The organism is Paenibacillus amylolyticus (assembly GCF_003719335.1).
In the GTDB taxonomy this organism is placed as follows: domain Bacteria; phylum Bacillota; class Bacilli; order Paenibacillales; family Paenibacillaceae; genus Paenibacillus; species Paenibacillus amylolyticus_D.
In genome coordinates this window covers 1-18,488 of record NZ_RIAS01000018.1, presented here as the reverse complement: position 1 = coordinate 18,488, position 18,488 = coordinate 1, and the positions used below count along the sequence as shown (strand labels likewise).

Sequence of the window (18,488 nt, the reverse complement as noted above, 5' to 3'; positions counted from 1 at the left end):
TAGAGGCTTTTCATTTTATTAAAAATAGAGAGGCGGCCTGATGATGAAAACAATCGAAGCCAGACTACAGGAATTAGGAATCACGCTCCCGCAATCCAGTTCTCCTGCGGGGAAATATGCGAACGCCGTCATTGTAAATGGAATGATGTATGTATCAGGAAAAGGTCCGGCTACGGATGAACGCGGCAAGCTTGGCGTGGAATTTACGACAGAACGGGGATATGACTTCGCCCGGAATGCAGGACTGGAGGTACTTGCAGTTGTTCGGGACGTGCTAGGTTCGCTGGATCGGGTTAAAAAGGTAGTTAAAGTGCAAGGGTTCATCAACGCTTCGGCTTCCTATCAGGAACATCATAAGGTGCTGAACGGGTTCTCGGATCTGATGATCGACGTTTTTGGAGAAGAACAGGGAGTTCACGCCCGTTCCGTCCTAGGGGCCGTTTCTGTGAGAGATCAGCTACCGCTGATTATTGATTCGATTTTTCAGGTGGAGGAGTAGTTTGTATGACAGATTTTGATTCGATTGACCCCATGATGCTTGAGTTTCCCGAGAGCTTTGATACGGAACGTCTTACGATTCGCTCACCGCAGTGGGGTGATGGCGCTGATGTTAATGAGGCCATTCGGGAAAGTGTGGAAGAGCTAAGGCCGTGGTTACCATTTGCAGAGAACATTCCTACATTAGAGGAGTCAGAGGTGTCCGTACGTAAAGCCAGACTGCGATTTTTGGAACGCAGTGACCTGATGTTACACTTACGCGATAAGGCTACAGATGAGTTTGTCGGCAGCAGCGGTCTGCACCGGATGGACTGGAATGTACGCTCTTTCGAGATTGGTTACTGGGTGCGAACCTCCCGGTCGGGTGAAGGTTTGGTCACAGAGGCTGTGCAGGGGATCGAACAGTTTGCAAATGTACATCTGCAGGCCAATCGCCTTGAGATTCGTTGTGATGCCCGAAATGTCCGCAGTGCCAGTGTAGCTAAACGGCTCGGTTACACGCAAGAAGGAATACTGCGCAGGATAAAACAAGATCGCACAGGGGCATGGGTAGATATGATCATTTTTTCCAAAGTAAGAGGGATTGAGTTCGATTAAAAAAGAATCTCACATACTCAGGAGGATTAGCGGATGAAGCTGATTGGGCAAGGAAGAACGGCGGAAATCTACCATTATGCAGATGATCTTATTTTAAAATTATACCGGACAGGGTTCTCAGGAGAAGCCGTACAGAATGAATATCGCATTAGTCAGTGGGTATATGGAAAGGGATTGCCCGTTCCTCGTGCTGTAAAACAAATGCATCATGCTACACGTACGGGTATTGTATTTGAGCGGTTTGAGGGAACAACATTGTTAACGCTGATGATTCAGCAGCCGGAATTGCTGGAACAGCTATCCTACATCATGGCGGAAACTCATTATAAAGTGCACAGGGTACAGGATGAGGGTAACTTATTGCCTTCTCAGAAAAAGATTCTGGAGCACGCGATGCTGTGCGTATCGGGCTTCTCCGATATTGAACACGAACGACTGATTCACTATTTGTCTGTATTGCCTGAACAACGGGCGATTTGCCATGGTGATTATCATCCTGATAATGTAATGCTGAGCAAGGACAGAGAACAACATTGTGTCATTGACTGGATGACGGGCATGGCGGGTAATCCCGCGGGTGATGTGGCCAGGACATGGGTAATATTAAAGAGCGGCAAGCTGCCAGACGATGCGGAACCTGCGATTCGGGAAGGATTCGAGCGGGCTCGAAGTTTGATATTGGAGCAGTATATAGGGCATTACGTCGCTCTTTCCGGGATCACTCGTGAGCAGATTGATGCTTGGATGTTGCCTGTCGCTGCGGCACGTTTGGACGAAAGCTTGCCTTTCTCGGAAGAGGAGTATCTCCTTCAGTTTGTGCGGGACAGACTGCGCTTGCTGGATGAAACGCTTCATACAACATCATGAAAATAAAGAGGGTGGAGAATCCATGCTGCACGCGCTGGAAGTGATTCAACGTTATAAATCAGGAAATTCACAACAACAACATCTGCACCAAGAGCAACAAGAGCCGCAATGGCTGCAATGGTTAGTCGCGGCGGAGAAGCCGCGAATTAATCTGGAACGGATTCACTCCATTGCCGAGCTTCAGAAGACGCATGCGGTATTGGATTACACCGAGCGCACACTTCACATGCTGGATGGAATGCAGCTTTCGTTCTGGATTCGGGAACTTCTGGAAGAGGTGCTGGCCTGGTCGGAAACGGCAAAAGGAGGTTCACTGGAACAGCGCAGAACGTGGCAGCAGCAGGGAATTAACCTGTTCGTACATAATATTGGCTCGGCACAGCTCTATCAACGATACGCAACAGATCGAGATCGAGAAAATGGACTGGAATCGGTAGCGTCTCCGAGACAGGAGATCATTCGTATTTTAATATCAACACATGGACTGATTGGGCAATACATACGGGGTGAAATTCCGTATGCAGAGAATCTACCGTTGCGTGCTTTGATTACTGAAGGCTGGGTTACCGGCGGTGAACTTCGTATTATGTTAATGGCTCTGAACCAATGTATTATTGAAGCGGTTGATTCTGGTCTTTGGGAGCAGGTTCAGGATGAAGTAGAGCAAATTGTAGACTGGATCGTGTCAGGAACGGAGCATACAGACTGGAGCGTGAAGGAGCGATTATCTCGCCTAAGAAGTAATTCAATCCGTCAAGGTGAGGCGATTGATGAAACGTATGCCAAGCTGAAACAACAGTTTCCTGTAGAGCAACAACTGTCTTCTCTTGCATCACGTACGTTGTGGTATGTGGAGTCAGCCATGCGGGATTTTTCGCTGGAAGAGATGGTCAAGGTGTTTTTACTTGCACTGCATAGCGAAGAATGGGAGAAGAAAATAGAGGGGCATTCAAAGGACTCTTCCGTGACCTCTATACGTCATATCAGCTTCGAACCGTTAATGAACACGATGTATTACGACTACAAGGGTGTCAAAAAGCTGAATATTTACAAGAAACGTATGATTGAAAAATATCTGGAACAGTATTCATGGGAACAGATTAGCGCTGGAGAGCAACTGTCTTATCCGCATCTGGGACATCGGATTGAACGATACCCCGACCTGCCGGATACGTTGTTTGTAACCTTTGAATTCTCGCCTGCAGCCGAGAAATTGATCGCTTTTTGCATTGAAGCAGAGAAATCTCCGTTGTACGAACAGGCGGTACTACTATTATTTGACCTGTTTGGCCTGCGACGGGATGCATATGATCGGTTCCACAACGAAGAGACGTACCTTTCGGATATGAATAGTTCGGGAGACTACAAAAAAGTGCTACTCGAACATATGGTGGGCAAACGTGTGCTTGATATCGGCCCAGGTGGCGGTGTGTTGCTGGATTTGATTGAGCAGGAGAAGCCCGAGGTTGAAGCGATCGGCATTGATATTTCGGCCAATGTGATCGAGGCGCTGGAGCGCAAGAAGCAACGGGAGTCCCATCGCTGGCATGTGATGAAAGGCGATGCCCTGCAACTGGATCAGTATGTGGAGCCGGGAACAGTGGATACGGTGATCTTCTCCTCCATTCTGCACGAGTTGTATTCCTATATTGAGCGTGACGGACGCAGATTTAATACAGATACCGTGGCAGCTGCGCTGCATAGTGCTTTTCAGGTGCTCTCGCCAGGCGGAAGAATCCTTATTCGGGATGGTATTATGAGCGAACCGGAGTCACAGACACGACGAATTCGATTCCTGGAGACGGATGGGGTAAGCTGGCTGGAACGTTATGCAGCAGATTTCAAGGGGCGAGAGATCACTTTTGAACGTATAACGGATGATGAAGTAATGATGCCGATTAATGATGCGATGGAATTTCTGTACACCTATACTTGGGGGGAGGAAGCCTATGTGCATGAAGTCCAGGAGCAGTTCGGCGTATTTACACCGCAAGCCTATGAGAAATGCATACGCGACACGTTAGGGGAGCAAGCGGATATCATCATGTTGCGTCATTTCTTGCAAGAGGGATATACCGAAGCGTTGGCAGATCGGATTGTTTTTATGGATGAGAAGGGTGAACCTGTATCCTTACCTGACAGCACCTGTCTGATTGTGATCGAGAAGAAGAGCAGGGTAGATGCATGAGCGCAGAAGCTTGTACAAGCTTGTATTTTGTGCGACACGCAGAATCCAGGTTCATTGAAGGTCAGGAGCGCGAGCGTGGACTGACTGAACAAGGGGACTTGGATGCAGCAAAGGTCGCCCGGATTTTGCATACAGAGGACGTCGAGGTGTTTTACTCCAGTCCGTATCTTAGAGCTGTGCATACCATTCAGCGTCTGGCTGATTTGTGCGGGAAGTCTGTATTCATTGAGGAAGATTTACGTGAGCGTACGCTGTCGAGTCCCCACGTAAAACATGATGATTTTTATGAAGCCAAACGGCAGTTGTATCTTGATACCACGTTTGCTTTTCCAGGTGGAGAGTCTGGCATTCAGGCTCAGAAGAGGGCGGTTAACACGATTGAACAAATGTTAGGCGAGCACAGGGGGAAAAAGGTCGTAATTGGTACACATGGTGATATCATGACCCTTATTTTTCAGCATGTTGACCCGAGTTATGGTTTCGAGTTCTGGAAGAGCACGACGATGCCGGATATTTACAGGATGGATTTGGATCAAGCTGACAAGATGTTTCAGATTACACGAATGTGGGAGTGAAAGATGTGAAAATTACGTTTTTGCCGGGGACATATACGGTGGACGAGTTAATTGTGACACCGTTACAGGATAGAACATACTGCATATTTGATCTGGAAGGGACAGGTATTGATACGACTGTGGAGAGCATCACTCAGTTTGGCGCAGTGTCTTATAAAAGGGGAGAGGGAGTTAGTGAATCTAGTTTTTCTTCTCTAGTTCGAGCATCTAAAATGATCCCAGAAGCGGTGGAGAAACTTACCGGTATTACGAATCAAGCGATGTTACAAGCTCCTCATTTTAATGAGGTGTATGAGCGATTCTGTAGCTTTATCGGAGACCAGGTGCTCGTGACTCATGCGGGTTATGAATATGATCTGCCCATGCTGGAGCGTCATTGTCAAGAGTACGGGTTAACGATGTTTACTAACAAGGTTCTGGATACTAAAGCGATGTTTACATATATTCATCCCGAGGTAACGGACGTTGTCTCAACGGATTTTCTTATTGGATATTACGATCTGGATACAGAAGGTATTCATAGACATGATGCGCTGGCTGATTGTGGAATTATTGCTCGTATTTTCGAATGTGTGCTTGAAGAATATGAGAAACGGGGATTAGATCATTTTACAGCAGATTCAAGTAAGCATATGAAACGTTTTGTTATACCTGAGATGTATTTGAAGAAGGAGAATGAAGGAGTGATGGGATGAGCAGAAGTGATGTAAATATATTGTTGCAAGATTTGAAGGAAGGACGGCTGCCGGGCGAACGGAATTTCAAAGGACTGGATGTAGATGCTTATCTGGATGAGCGTGATGAAGCCCCATTTGCAGATGAGTGGATGCAGGCCTATGAACGCTATGCCGGGGACTCGTCCGTTGCGGAAGATGAAGTGTTGCGACAGATCAGGGAGACAGCATTTAAACGAACACTTTCTTTAACAGGTGAACCCGAGTTAGCGGGTTATGTCAGTGATGATTTTGGATTGATCGGTTGTTACTTGCTACAAGGGGGCGAGCAGGATGCGTTTGTGGAACGGTTGTATGAAGGTTACGTTAAAGCGTAGGGAGATCACAGATTCTATACGTTTGAATAGTGAGGAAGAACTTTTTGAGATGATTAGAAAACACAATGAAGAGAGTCTTGACTAAGCCTAAATTCTAAAATTTTATCTGCCCGAGTGATAGGGGAGCCTTAATCAGACATTTAACAATACTGACCCGAAGAGACGCGATAAAACTGCCCCTGCATTCGTAGCGGGGGTTATTTTTCATCAAAAATGCTTCGTTTGTATAAAAAAGAGTCTTCAAATGTGTATTGTGAGCTTGGGTCAACATCATGTACAATTCACCTAAAGAATAATATGAGAATGATTATCATTATAGATTAGAGTGTTCTCATGATGACATCTACAGAAAAATACACTTAGGGGGAAACACATGATGGCAAGACGGAGCAAAGGGATACAAAAGTGGTTGATGTTGTTACTACTCACGGCAATGGTGATATCCGGTTGTAGCGCAAAGACGGAAACGTCAGCACAACAGGGAGATGCCAAAAAGAGTACCAGTGTGGAAACGGAAACTTCGAACGCTGAGACACGGGTTGTTCAGGATGAGTTTGGAGAAGTAACGATCCCTGTTCATCCACAGCGTATTGCGGGTATATATGTCGAGGACTATCTTAAGGCGTTGGATATTACACCCGTTGTACAGTGGTATCATCCCACATGGGGGGTACAGGATTATTTGAAGTTAGATGCGCCCAAATTTGATATGACAGGAAGCATCGAGGCACTTTTGCAATATAACCCTGATCTGATCATCGTCGATGGTGGGGTAGATGCGGCACAATACGAACAATATAGCAAAGTAGCACCAACTTATCGTCTGAAGGAGAGCGTTCTCCAGGATTCCAATCAAGTATTGACGACCATTGCTGATATTGTGGGACAGCCGGAAAAAGCTGCTGCATTTGAACAGCAATTCAAACAAAAAATTGCAGATGCGAAAGCAAAATTACAACAAACCATCGGAAATGAGACGGTTGCGGTTGTGAGATTAAACGTAGCGGACAAAGGACTGGCGTTATTCGGGGTCAAAAATCGGTATACCGGATTTATTTACTCTGCGCTTGGACTTAATCCTCATCCACTGGCACGAGATATGAAAGAATACCAAGAGATTCTGTCCGAAGAGGCAATTCCAAGTCTGGATGCCGACCACATTATCGTATTTCCTTCGAACGGAACCTGGGATTCCCCAGAAAATCAGGAGGCCATCCACATGTTGGACGGAAAACTGTGGCAGTCGCTTCCTGCGGTTAAAAATAAACATGTCTACATGATGGAGCGATCCCACTGGCAGTCTGGAGCAGTTATTGCGAATTCGATGAAGATTGATGATTTGCTGGAAAAAATGACACCATAAGTTGTGACTAAAATAGAGAAAGTTCTTCAGCGTGGCTTGAAGAGCTTTCTTTTTTCGTTTACACTAATTTTAATTGATAATAATTCTCATATGAGGAAGATGGATGCACAATGTACGCTTCAATACAGCACATAATGACCAAGCCGTGGCTCTGCTCCTTACAAAGCATACAATACGTAGATTATACATTGGAAACAAGTTCAACTTATTCATATAAGCAAACGGATGTTCACTCTTTCATTGTTGTGGTAGAAGGAAGGGGCATTTTAGCATGTTCTGGTCTGCAAACAAAGCTGGAACCGGGTTCTATATGTTTGGTGCGTGCAGGTGATTCTTTCTCTGTAACAGCTAATGTTGGAGAAGAAGAGGCGTTCACGTTTTATAAAATGGATATGAATTCGATGTTTGAAGGTAGTTCTTCCGACAAGTTAATGCCGATCCATCTGGAGAAGCAGACTGTTAACCGTGAATTAAGTTTGGTTACTGACAACATAATATCCGTCATTGAGTTTACATATACCCCTTGGAGTGCCTGTCTGGAGTGTTTAGAGCAGTTATATCGTCAGCAACAGGTTACAGATATGCATGATGTATGGGATGTGCAAATTCAGTTCCAGCAGTGGTTCCGAAATGTCATTCGTCAAAATGATCCAGAGCTTCAACTGAATTATGATCGAACCCATCTCCAGCAATCCGTTCGATACATTGAATCGCATTACAATCAGATGCTCACAGTGGACGGGCTTGCTTCTCGAGCCGGTCTTTCCAGAACAAGTTATACACGGCATTTCAAGAGATTAACAGGCCAGCTCCCCCTTGATTATGTGAACCGTGTTCGCTTGGAACGTTCGAAACAGCTGTTACAGATAACGGATGATCGTCTGCATGATATCGCAAGTCATGTGGGATTTAACAATGAGTATTATTTCAGCAGGAGGTTTAAACAATATGCAGGGATCTCGCCTGGTGTATATCGCCGCCATCACCGTCAGGAGGTGAGCGTGTTTGCTCCTTATCTGGAGGATTTCCTGTTGGCGCTTGGAGTAAAGCCAATATTGCAGGGTTCGCATCGGGCTTGGGGCAAACAACGTTATTTACAGCTGGATGATGTGCCCGAATTTGACGTCAGTCAGCGGGATGCCGAGTTTCAGGCGGAGCATATACCCGAGTTTATTATGCTGGACATGGGATATAAAACGTGGAATTTGGATCGATTTGAGCAGGTGGCACCCGTTTATTATGTAAATCATGACGGTGAAGATTGGCGTGCCATTTTGAAATCGGCAGCAGACGTGCTTGGCAAAACCAATCGCGTACAGGAAGTTATTGATATGTATGAAGACAAAGCGACTGAAGCCAAAAGACATCTTCAAGGACGTATACGCAAAGAATCGGTTGCTTTTCTCCGTGTTTCAGCTTTGGAAATTACACTTTACGGTGATCAATGTGGCTATGTAGGCCCGGTCATCTATAGAGATCTTGGTCTTAACCCGGATGAACATGTGCAACAGTGGACACAGTGTGAGCGCAGAGTAAGCATTACGTTAGAGCAATTATGTCAGCTTGGTGCGGATCATCTACTGATTACTTTTGATACTCGTGACTCTTTAAGCTCCGGAGAAGAAAGACAATTGCTGGACAGAACGGAGTGGAAGCAGCTCCCTGCCGTGAAGAGCGGTAATGTTTATGAGGTAGACTTTTTGACGTGGATGAACTACGGTGTGATCTCACATGGGAAGAAAATCGACGATATTTTGAGGTTTATAGGGTAGTAGTCGTTATGCAAAATGTACGCAATAAAGGCTCCTTCAGCTCATGCTGGGGGAGTTTTTGCTTTGAAACGGGATCGATTTTAATACAAAAAAAGAATAACGTTTACAAAATGTTGAACCTGTAGTCTTTGAAGATGCTCCCGCATCATAACATTAGAGTGAAGGCAGCGCTGCTTAAGGTTTAAGGACGCTGCTAAATCGATCACAGCCATGGACGGCAGATGGGAGAGCTGCAATGACTAAACGGGTAATGTTGTTGGAAGAAAGTGGGGCAGACTTAACAGGGATGACGCGCAGCATGGGGGCTGGTCTCGCACAACTAATACAAGCTGGATGGTCTGATCCAGCGGGAATGGTCGTCACGACGGATGGCTGCCGCGCATGTTCTACCCGTCTTGGTCAACTTTCCGATGAAATGATGGAAGAGCTGGGTAGTGCCATCCGTCATATGGAGCAACAAACAGGCACATCTTTTGGTGGTCCAAACCATCCACTCCTGCTTGATGTGCGATCAGATGAAGCTTATTCTTCTTCGGCATTAGAAAAATACGCTATATCTTATGTGGGTCTGAATGATGAAACCGTCGAAGGTCTCGCTCACCAGACAGGCAATCGTTTTTATGCGCTTCAATGTTATCTGGCCGTACTTCAGCAGTACGGGCACATGGTTCATGGCATTCCTTATAAGATGACATTAGCGAAGCCTTCAGATTCAGAGCCTTATTTTTCTGGAGAAGCGGAGCTTGAATCATTGATAGAAGAGAGGAAGGGTTTGATTCAGGCGATCAGCGGAGGCCCTTTTCCACAGGATGTATTTTCTCAACTTCAAGCATCCGTTCAAGCGGTGTTTTGTACTGCTGACAAGATGAATCAAAGAGATAATCGCCTTGAAGATCAGGCAAAGGAAGAAGCAACAAACGGAGCAGTAAACGGGTCAGCTGTGCTTATACAGGCCATGGTACAAGGCAATTACGCTGATTACAAAGGTACAGGGAAAGTCTACACTCGTAATCCTGCAACCGGTGAAAGAGGCATGATAGGGGATTATCTTCCATCAAGGAGCAAGTCTGGTATGGTGCATGCACTCTCCTATTTAAAAAGAAATAACTCCAAGCGCTATACAGAGCTTGAGATGATCTGTACGGAGTTAGAGAGACGCGTAGGGGCAGTGCTGGAACTTTCCTATGTGGTGAAGTCGGACTCGATCTGTATACAACATGTGCAACCTGCGAGATTAAGTTCATTGGCTATGATCAGAAACGCAGTCCATTTCGTACATGAGGGGCTGGTTTCAAAAGAGGAAGCTCTCCTCCGAATAAGATCAGAAGATGTAACAACGTGTGTGCAACAGGAGCTGCCCGAACTGAAAATTTTGCTGGAATGGGCTGATGACATCAAAGAGTTATCTATTCTCGCCAAGGTGGAACATGTATCAGAGGCTAGGCATGCGCAAGCATGGGAAGCAGAGGGAATCGGGTTATGTGTAACCGAGACCATGCTGTTGTCTCCGTCAAGAAAGCCTTATATGCAGAAGATGGTGTTGGCGGATACGGAAGCAGAACGCAGGCGCGGTTTGGAACGATTGCTGCCAATGCAGCAGTCTGATATGGAGTGTCTTTTTGAAGTGATGGACGGACGACCGGTGAACATTCAACTATTTAATTTTCCGCTACAAGAGTTGTTCCCGGATGTAAATGTGCTGGAGCAGCAAAGTAATGATTGGGAACTGGTTTTATCCCAGATTCATGAAATGCAGCTGGAGGCTATTTTCCGGGCAGCGGTTAAAAGTATCCGTAAAGGGCTATGGGTTCGTCCGGAAATCATGATTCCGCATGTGGAGCATGTACATGAAATTCAAAAAATGAGGGCATTGGTGGATCATGTGGCGAATCAGGTACTTGGTGAAGAGCGTCGTCATTGTGTATATAAATTAGGGGCAGCAGTCACCTCACCCAAAGTTGCATGGACAGCAGCACAAATCGCTCGTTATGCGGACTTTATCTCGTTTGATGCAGATATTCTGACACAATCTATCTATGGCAACACGCGTGAGGAAATAGCGGGGCGAGAGCAGGTTGTCGGAGAGACTGTTCAGATCGAATGTAATTCTTCTCATACTTTTGATATAGAAAGGGTAGGCCGTTTAGTGGAGATGGCGGCAACGCAAGGGAGAATTCGCAAACCACATCTGAAAACATCCATAACCGGTGAACATATCCAAGATACGGCGTCCATTGCGTTTCTCCATAATATCAAGTCAGTGGCTGTATGTTGCAGACCCGAGCAGATTCCATGGGTTCGAGTTGCAGCAGCACAGGCAGTCATTCAAGCATCGCGCAACAATCAAAGCATGCAGAATGAGGATATATCCACGATCGCCTAAGTCCGCTATAACCTCAATGGAACAGAAACACGAAAACTGTTATACTGAAATATGCGTTTTGTAAAATGAACGTAAAATTTCAGATAAGGGTTGAAAACGACCATGTTTACATCGACAAATCAAAGCAGGCAGTCAACATCACGGGTCTTATTTGCCGTCTTGTTTATTTTAATGTTGCTGAAATTATCGCTTCTGCGTTTTTTCTTTTTTAATGGGTTATCGGGCGTGGGAATGTTAACCGATGCACTCGCTGCGCTCACCATTGTATGCTTGCTGGATCTCATTGTGCCGCTGAGCTGGAAACGAACGGTATATGGGGCGTTTAACGTTCTGTTTTCCCTGATTTTGTTTGCAGCTACGCTATATAATGCACACTTCAGTTCAGTTCCCACGTACACCGCATTGAGTGAACTGGGGCAGGTTGCCCAGGTCAGAGGAAGTATCGGGCCGCTGGTTCGGCCGTTACACTTTATGTTTTTTGCCGATATTATTCTGGCTATACCGGTCTGGTTGATCAGACGCAGACGCAGCAAGGGAGCGTATCGCAGCAGTTATCAGGAGAGCAACCTGACATTTGGAAAAAGTCGCAGACGCTACTGGGGCAAACTGGGCGTTGCACTTACAGCGGCGTTCTGTATCGTTTTGTCGGGCAGCTTTATCGTCAAGGGGGAAACGATTGATAACGAACTGGTACGGGCTGAAAATCTCGGTTTCCTGAACTACCAGGTGTCCTCAGCAATTCTGACGAGCAAGGAAAATGAGGCGATTGCCAATGGCAATATTAACGAAACGATTGCCAAAATTAATGCTTTGGTGAGCCAATATCCATACCAGAACAAAACGGATAACGGTGCAGCGGTGAAGGCCAAATATTTTGGTCAAGCAAAAGGCAGTAACTTGATTGTGCTTCAATTGGAATCCTTTCAAAATTTTCCGATTAACGCTTCGCTAAACGGGCAAGAATTAACGCCAGTCCTAAATAATCTTGCGAAAGAAAGCTATTATTTCTCTCATTTCTTCCAACAGATCGGCCAAGGAAATACGTCGGATGCGGAGTTTATGTCGAATACGTCCATTTATCCTACAGGAGTCGTACCGATGTCAGCCGGGTATAGTGACCGTGAACTTCCAAGCCTGCCCAAACTGCTGGCGAAAGAAGGGTATGAGTCCGAGACATTCCACGTCAATGACGTGACCTTTTGGAACCGCAACAAGATGTATCCTGCCCTGGGTTTTACAAGATACTTCGATAAACCGAGCTTTACGAATGACAAATTTAACGATTTTGGGCCATCGGACGAAGAATTGTATCGGGTGGGTGTGGAAAAAATGACTGCGCATCAGGCTGCAAAACAGCCGTTCTATGCTCAGTTCATCACAGCGTCAAGCCATTCGCCGTTTACTGTGCCAGTTGATCGTGCACGAATTGAAATTCCGGCGACGATTACAAACAAACTGTTGCATGATTACTTGCAAGCAATCAATTATACCGACTACGCGGTGGGTCAATTGATTAACGAATTGAAGGCCAACGGTTTGTGGGATAATACAACGCTTGTGCTCTATGGAGATCACTTTGGATTACCAGAGGAACCGGAAATTACACAGCAGATTCAGGAAAACCTGAATATCCCGTACGATGGAAAAGTAAGCCGATTCAACATTCCGCTGATGATTCATACGCCGAAACAAACGAAAGGGCAAGTGATTGAACAACCGGGTGGTCAACTGGATATTCTGCCTACGGTCATGAATCTGATGGGCGTATCACTTGCGCAGGAGAAGTTCACAGCGTTTGGGCATGACTTGCTCAATATGGATCACAATGCATTCGGTATTCGTTATTACCTGCCGACAGGTTCATTTGTGAATAATGACATCATGTTCATTCCTGGTGCGGGCTTTGACGATGGAACGGCATATTCGCTCAAAACGTATGAACCGGTAACGAATCTGGAACCGTACCGTTCCGATTACGAACATGTGCTCAGCTTGATGAAGTTGTCTGATGAATACGTGAAGCTGTTGCCCAAACGAGCACCTTAATTCTAGTGGGTTGAGTAATGGAGTGTCATGTAAGTAAGCTAGACAAGTAAAGGTAGATTATTAAGGTAGGTCGAGATAACGTCCTGTAACGCAGCCAGCATAAAAACTGGCTGCGTTTTTTATTTTCTTCTCTAAAACGTCAGGGGAGGAAAAAAGAGTTGAAGGTAATGTAAAGTTTGAAACTGTAATTTTTAATGTTACAATGGACGAGTAAGCTAAAGGGAAAAAGCACCTTTATTTCATCACTTCACAGACGAGAGGAATGAATATATATGAAACTGAGTGTATTGGAGCATGGACACATTAGTGAGGGTCGCCATGTGCATGATGCCTTGCAGGAGGCTGTAACATTAGCGAAACATGCCGAGCAATTGGGATATTCCCGGTTTTGGATGTCTGAGCATCATGGCGGAGGAGCACTGTCCTTTTCAAGCCCGGAGATCATGATTGGCCATGTGGCTGCCCATACGGAGCGCATTCGAGTAGGATCAGGAGGCGTTATGCTGCCGCATTACAGCGCGTATAAAGTGGCGGAAAACTTCCGTTTGCTTGAAGCTTTACACCCTGGACGTATCGACCTCGGCATTGGGCGTGCGCCAGGAGGAATGCCTATTGCCAGCAGAGCATTGAACGAGGGCAAATCATCCAATGTACAGTTTTTCCCGCAGCAAATTGCCGATCTTGGTGGTTACTTCCACGAGCAGTTGCCTGAAGATCATCGTTTTGCTTCACTTGTAGCGGGGCCTTCCGTTCCAACGGTACCCGAAGTTTGGCTCTTGGGGTCCAGCTCGGAAGGAGCAAGGATCGCCGCGGCGCAAGGGACTGCGTATGCATTTGCACAGTTTTTCGGAACACCAGGCGGTGAGGAAGCGATGAAACATTATCGTCGCCACTTTAAACCTTCTATCCTAAACGACAAACCTCACTCCATGATTGCGGTCTCCGCTTTCTGTGCGGATACGGAAGAAGAAGCCGCTGAGCTGGCTCGCAGCAATGAGTTATTTTTCCTGCGACTTGGACGCGGACTGGAACAGAAGTCCTTCCCTTCTCTGGAAACGGTGAATAACTACCCATATACAGCGATGGAGCTGGAACAGATTCGTCAGCGCCGCTCCTTCTCCATCATCGGCACGCCAGATCAGGTGAAGGACAAAATTATTGCGATGGTTGAACGTCATGAAGCCGATGAAGTGATTATTGCGTCTGCCATCCATTCGTTCGAGGCACGTCTGCGTTCCTTCCGTCTGATTGCAGAAGCTTTCGGTCTGAATCAGAACTAAAGCAGGATTATACCTACAGGATCGGGAATATAAGTCTGGATAGGACTGGAACCTTGCTAAACTTGGCTGCAGTTGTGTTGCAGCAGACAGGGTTCCGGTCTGTATTTTGGACTCACCCTGAAAGAGAGGAGATTCACTTGCGCAGATGTGTCATCAGTGACATTCACGGTTGTTACGATGAGTTTAATGCACTGTTAAAACAGGTTCATTACGACCCGTCGCAGGATGAGTTGATTTTGCTGGGGGATTACGTAGACCGAGGCCCTAAAAGTAAACAGGTCATTGAGCAGATTATAAATCTAAGACAAGAGCACCAAATCGTTGTTCTCAAGGGAAATCATGATGCCATGATGGTGAAGGCTTTGACTCATGACGTAGAGGAGTACGATTTACATTGGATTCGCAATGGCGGATTACAGACGCTGGCGAGTTATCTGGACATTGCGTATGATGGTGATCAGATGGACTGGCGTGCGTATGCTCAGGACAAACAATGGATGCGCTCTCATTACATGCATCATCTGCGTTTCCTGGACGAGCTGCCACTGTCGTATGAAGTGCCAGGATATATTTTCGTACACGCTGGGATTAACCCGGATGTTCCCGACTGGAGGAACCAGTCCGAACGGGATTTTATCTGGATTCGCGAACCTTTTTACAGCAGACCTACAGCACTTCAGGACATTGTCGTGTTTGGACATACCCCTGTGCAATATTTGCAGGATGAGCCCGGAATCTGGATGGACCCGCGGGGAGACAAGATCGGTATAGACGGTGGATGTGCTTATGGCGCTCAGTTGAATTTGCTGGAGATTAACGAAGCAGGTAGTTTGGAGACATTCTTTGTGAAAAAAGGATTGAAGACGTTCGGCCCTGAGCTTTAGTTTACCGTTATCGTTGCACAAACCTGGATAGATGTGCTAATTTATAGAGTTGTAACGTTATACTATGCAATCATAAAAAGATACATATCCTATTGATGTGAGAGGAATGAAGCGAGTTTGGCTATCTATAATCTGGATCAACTGCAGCACCATATTTTACTCTGTAATGGCGGAACATGTATGCGTAATGATGGAGAAGAAGTCACTCAGGCGGTGCGGGACGAAATTGCGAAACAACAGGCTGGAGGATTCATTCATACAACACGTACCAAATGTAATGGCCGTTGTGATGATGGATGTGTAACGATTGTGTATCCGCAAGGAGACTGGTACGGTAAAATGACCCCGGAATCAGGCCGGGAGCTCGTGCAAGCTCTGTGTAAAGGTGACAAGCTGGACGGACATCTGATTACAAATGTAGCGAATACACCTGCAAATTAGAACAGGCATGGATGCCGGCTGAGAACGAGCGCGTCGTTCTTGCTTCCCTGCGTTTGCCACTAGCGAAACAGGCCTTTGGCATAAGCTCTGATTAATTCGCTGTAAAGGGATTGGAATTAAGACGTATAAGCGCTATAATCAGTAAGGTATGATTCAAACAAGGATAAGTTTAACTTAAACTCGAATTGACGGAGGGCTATGAATATGGAAAAAGTACTAATTTTCGGCCACAAAAACCCGGATACAGACACGATCTGTTCAGCCATCGCTTATGCAGACCTGAAAAGCAAATTGGGACAGGAAGTGGAAGCGGTACGCCTGGGTGAAGTGAATGGCGAAACACAGTTTGCACTGGATCAATTCAAAGTTGAAGCACCGCGTCTGATCAAAACGGCGGCGAATGAAGTAAACAAAGTCATTCTGGTGGATCACAACGAGCGTCAGCAAAGTGTAAGCGATATTGAAGACGTAACCGTTGTTGAAGTAATTGACCATCACCGTATTGCTAATTTTGAGACAAGCCAGCCTTTGTATTTCCGTGCGGAGCCTGTAGGCTGTACCGCAACGATTTTGAACAAAATGTACAAAGAGAACGGCATTGAAATCAGCGCGCCGATCGCAGGTCTGATGCTGTCCGCGATTATCTCGGATTCCTTGTTGTTCAAATCTCCAACTTGCACAGAGCAAGACGTAGCTGCAGCACGTGAACTGGCTGCTATTGCTGGTGTGGATGCCGATAGCTATGGTCTGGACATGTTGAAAGCTGGTGCAGACTTGAGTCAGAAAACAATCGCTGAGCTGATCTCTCTGGATGCAAAAGAGTTTGCTATGGGTACAGCGAAAGTTGAAATCGCCCAAGTAAATGCAGTTGACGTTAATGATGTACTGGTAAAACAGCCTGAGCTTGAAGCGGCGATTGAAGCGATTATCTCTAGCAAAGGACTTGACCTGTTCTTGTTTGTCGTGACGGATATCTTGAACAATGACTCGGTTGGGCTGGCTTATGGTGCATCCACTCAAGCGGTTGAAAAAGCGTACAACGTAACGCTGACAGACAACAAAGCATTGCTTAAAGGCGTTGTATCCCGCAAATCGCAGATCGTACCTGTTCTGACTGAAGCATTTAACTCGTTGTAATACGGGGCACGATATGACATTGCGAGAACTCATTGCAATGCCAGATCGTTAATCTTAACGCAACGTAGGTAACGTTTTTAACGTTTATAAAGTTTTACAAAATGTAGTTTATTATTTAAGCCTGCTCTGATCTTCAGTGATCAGGACAGGCTTTTCATGTCAAGGAGGAAGATGCATGGCTCAGATCATTAAAAATGAAAAGATCAAAGCGAACGAAGTGCAACTTACCGGTCTGAATGGAGAAGACCTGGGCATCATGTTAACGCGGGAAGCACTGGCACTGGCCAAACAGCATAAGGTAGACTTGGTGTGTTTGTCGCTTATGACCAGCCCGCCTCCGTGCAAACTGATTGGTGCGGGCGCTGCCCGTGAAGAAGCACAGCAGGCGAAGAAAAAGGCAGACAAATCTCCGGATAAACGCAAAGTAAAGGAAATTCGGCTGCATCTGCAAATGGAGGATCATGACCGGGATGTGAAGCAGTCACAAGCAGAGCGTATTCTGAAAAAAGGTGACTCCGTGAAATTGGTCATTCAAGTGCATGGAGCCAAAGAGGGAGAGGCAGGCAAAGCTTGGGCAGAAGAACTGTGCAAAGCGTTGAAAGAGCACGGCACTAAAACGACAGGAGTTCAGGTTAGCGGCAAGCAAGTTGTGGTTCAGCTTGATCCACCGAACTGATAATTTTTTTGTTAAAGTCACACTAAGCTACGTTGGCCTTGCTCAAAACGGTTGGTGACTCAGGCGTTGATTCCATATATAACATATTGCAAGAAGCCCAATTTCAAGTCAGCGCCATCGCTGCTTTTGATTGGGCTTCTTGCAATGTATAGGTTATTCTATTTCTAGTGACCCGTGGCTGATTGCATCATGAGACATTCAAGTACGCAAATAGCGGCTGCCGCCCACTCGAACATACATTTGTCCAGGTAACACGGGTGTGGTTACGTCCGGGTTGCTGCCGGCAGCATTTTTGGCATAGCGGGATAAATAAAGAAAGTCTGGATATATGACCATATCCATTAAATAGGCCGAGGTCATGCTGCCGGGAAAACGAAAATGATTCAAGGTTCGGATAATTTCCTGACCGCTTGCAATGCCAATACCGTGTCCGTAGTACAAGTTTTCCCTCAGCATAATGGTGTTTTCGCCTTGCCATTCAGGGGTTTCGGGTGACACATCTGGATTTTTGAAATAAAGCACATCTCCAGGCAGAGCCAATTCCTTGCCATTCTTTTCTGTCAAACGCAGATCACTGTCGTAATGCCAATCAAAAAGCAGCAGGTTACGGAATAACGAATTAAAGGCATCCTCACGTATGCTTCCAAGTACGCCTCCATAGAGTACGATAACGGTAGCGGTTGCACACTCGAAAGCATATAAGCGCCCGTTTCTCCATATATCTCGGATG

At 46.0% G+C, this 18,488-nt stretch carries 16 protein-coding genes and 1 pseudogene; 16 read left to right on the top strand and 1 reads right to left on the bottom strand.

The genetic code is table 11. The features are described from left to right. The first annotated feature begins 43 nt into the window (after positions 1–43). From EC604_RS24625 to infC, 16 genes are all read left to right on the top strand, one after another. Positions 44–499 carry a RidA family protein gene (locus tag EC604_RS24625; RefSeq protein WP_429351052.1) on the top strand — a complete coding sequence of 152 codons (456 nt, stop codon included), beginning with the start codon at positions 44–46 and terminating at the stop codon, positions 497–499. A 5-nt stretch (positions 500–504) separates the two neighbouring features. Beyond that, positions 505–1,095, top strand: coding sequence for a GNAT family N-acetyltransferase (locus EC604_RS24620; RefSeq protein WP_192895154.1), 591 nt, complete (start codon positions 505–507; stop codon positions 1,093–1,095). Positions 1,096–1,128: 33 nt separating this feature from the next. Then, positions 1,129–1,962, top strand: a complete 834-nt coding sequence (locus EC604_RS24615; protein ID WP_123066676.1) for a phosphotransferase family protein — start codon at positions 1,129–1,131, stop codon at positions 1,960–1,962. A gap of 22 nt (positions 1,963–1,984) precedes the next feature. Then, positions 1,985–4,150, top strand: a complete 2,166-nt coding sequence (locus EC604_RS24610; RefSeq protein WP_123066675.1) for a class I SAM-dependent methyltransferase — start codon at positions 1,985–1,987, stop codon at positions 4,148–4,150. Then, positions 4,147–4,725: a histidine phosphatase family protein gene (locus EC604_RS24605; RefSeq protein ID WP_123066674.1), complete on the top strand. Its 579-nt coding sequence runs from the start codon at positions 4,147–4,149 to the stop codon at positions 4,723–4,725. Before EC604_RS24610 ends, EC604_RS24605 begins: the two co-directional genes overlap by 4 nt. A gap of 5 nt (positions 4,726–4,730) precedes the next feature. After that, positions 4,731–5,420, top strand: a complete 690-nt coding sequence (locus EC604_RS24600) for a 3'-5' exonuclease (RefSeq protein WP_161557032.1) — start codon at positions 4,731–4,733, stop codon at positions 5,418–5,420. Beyond that, complete coding sequence (locus tag EC604_RS24595; RefSeq protein ID WP_123066672.1) at positions 5,417–5,776, top strand: hypothetical protein; 360 nt, start codon at positions 5,417–5,419, stop codon at positions 5,774–5,776. The genes EC604_RS24600 and EC604_RS24595 overlap by 4 nt, the downstream gene beginning before the upstream one ends. Before the next feature lie 376 nt (positions 5,777–6,152). Next, on the top strand, positions 6,153–7,139 hold the full coding sequence (locus tag EC604_RS24585) for an ABC transporter substrate-binding protein (protein ID WP_192895158.1): 987 nt from the start codon (positions 6,153–6,155) through the stop codon (positions 7,137–7,139). Positions 7,140–7,384: 245 nt separating this feature from the next. Then, positions 7,385–8,911 (top strand): AraC family transcriptional regulator, encoded by a 1,527-nt coding sequence (locus EC604_RS24580; protein WP_161557031.1) that lies wholly within the window; start codon positions 7,385–7,387, stop codon positions 8,909–8,911. 235 nt (positions 8,912–9,146) lie between these two features. After that, positions 9,147–11,294: a putative PEP-binding protein gene (locus tag EC604_RS24575; RefSeq protein WP_123066669.1), complete on the top strand. Its 2,148-nt coding sequence runs from the start codon at positions 9,147–9,149 to the stop codon at positions 11,292–11,294. Positions 11,295–11,396: 102 nt separating this feature from the next. After that, complete coding sequence (locus tag EC604_RS24570; RefSeq protein WP_123066668.1) at positions 11,397–13,340, top strand: LTA synthase family protein; 1,944 nt, start codon at positions 11,397–11,399, stop codon at positions 13,338–13,340. Between the two features lie 272 nt (positions 13,341–13,612). After that, complete coding sequence (locus EC604_RS24565) at positions 13,613–14,620, top strand: LLM class flavin-dependent oxidoreductase (protein ID WP_123066667.1); 1,008 nt, start codon at positions 13,613–13,615, stop codon at positions 14,618–14,620. Between the two features lie 62 nt (positions 14,621–14,682). Next, positions 14,683–15,504, top strand: a complete 822-nt coding sequence (locus EC604_RS24560; RefSeq protein ID WP_240037182.1) for a metallophosphoesterase family protein — start codon at positions 14,683–14,685, stop codon at positions 15,502–15,504. Positions 15,505–15,621: 117 nt separating this feature from the next. After that, positions 15,622–15,945, top strand: a complete 324-nt coding sequence (locus tag EC604_RS24555) for a (2Fe-2S) ferredoxin domain-containing protein (RefSeq protein ID WP_123066665.1) — start codon at positions 15,622–15,624, stop codon at positions 15,943–15,945. 204 nt (positions 15,946–16,149) lie between these two features. Beyond that, a complete protein-coding gene (locus tag EC604_RS24550; RefSeq protein WP_123066664.1) occupies positions 16,150–17,082 on the top strand; it encodes a manganese-dependent inorganic pyrophosphatase in 933 nt (310 codons plus the stop codon). A 184-nt stretch (positions 17,083–17,266) separates the two neighbouring features. Beyond that, positions 17,267–17,758, top strand: a complete 492-nt coding sequence (gene infC, locus EC604_RS24545) for a translation initiation factor IF-3 (RefSeq protein WP_123066796.1) — start codon at positions 17,267–17,269, stop codon at positions 17,756–17,758. Positions 17,759–17,956: 198 nt separating this feature from the next. Here infC and EC604_RS24540 read toward each other — a convergent pair. After that, positions 17,957–18,488 (bottom strand): annotated as a pseudogene (locus EC604_RS24540) (protein-glutamine gamma-glutamyltransferase); the annotation flags it as partial.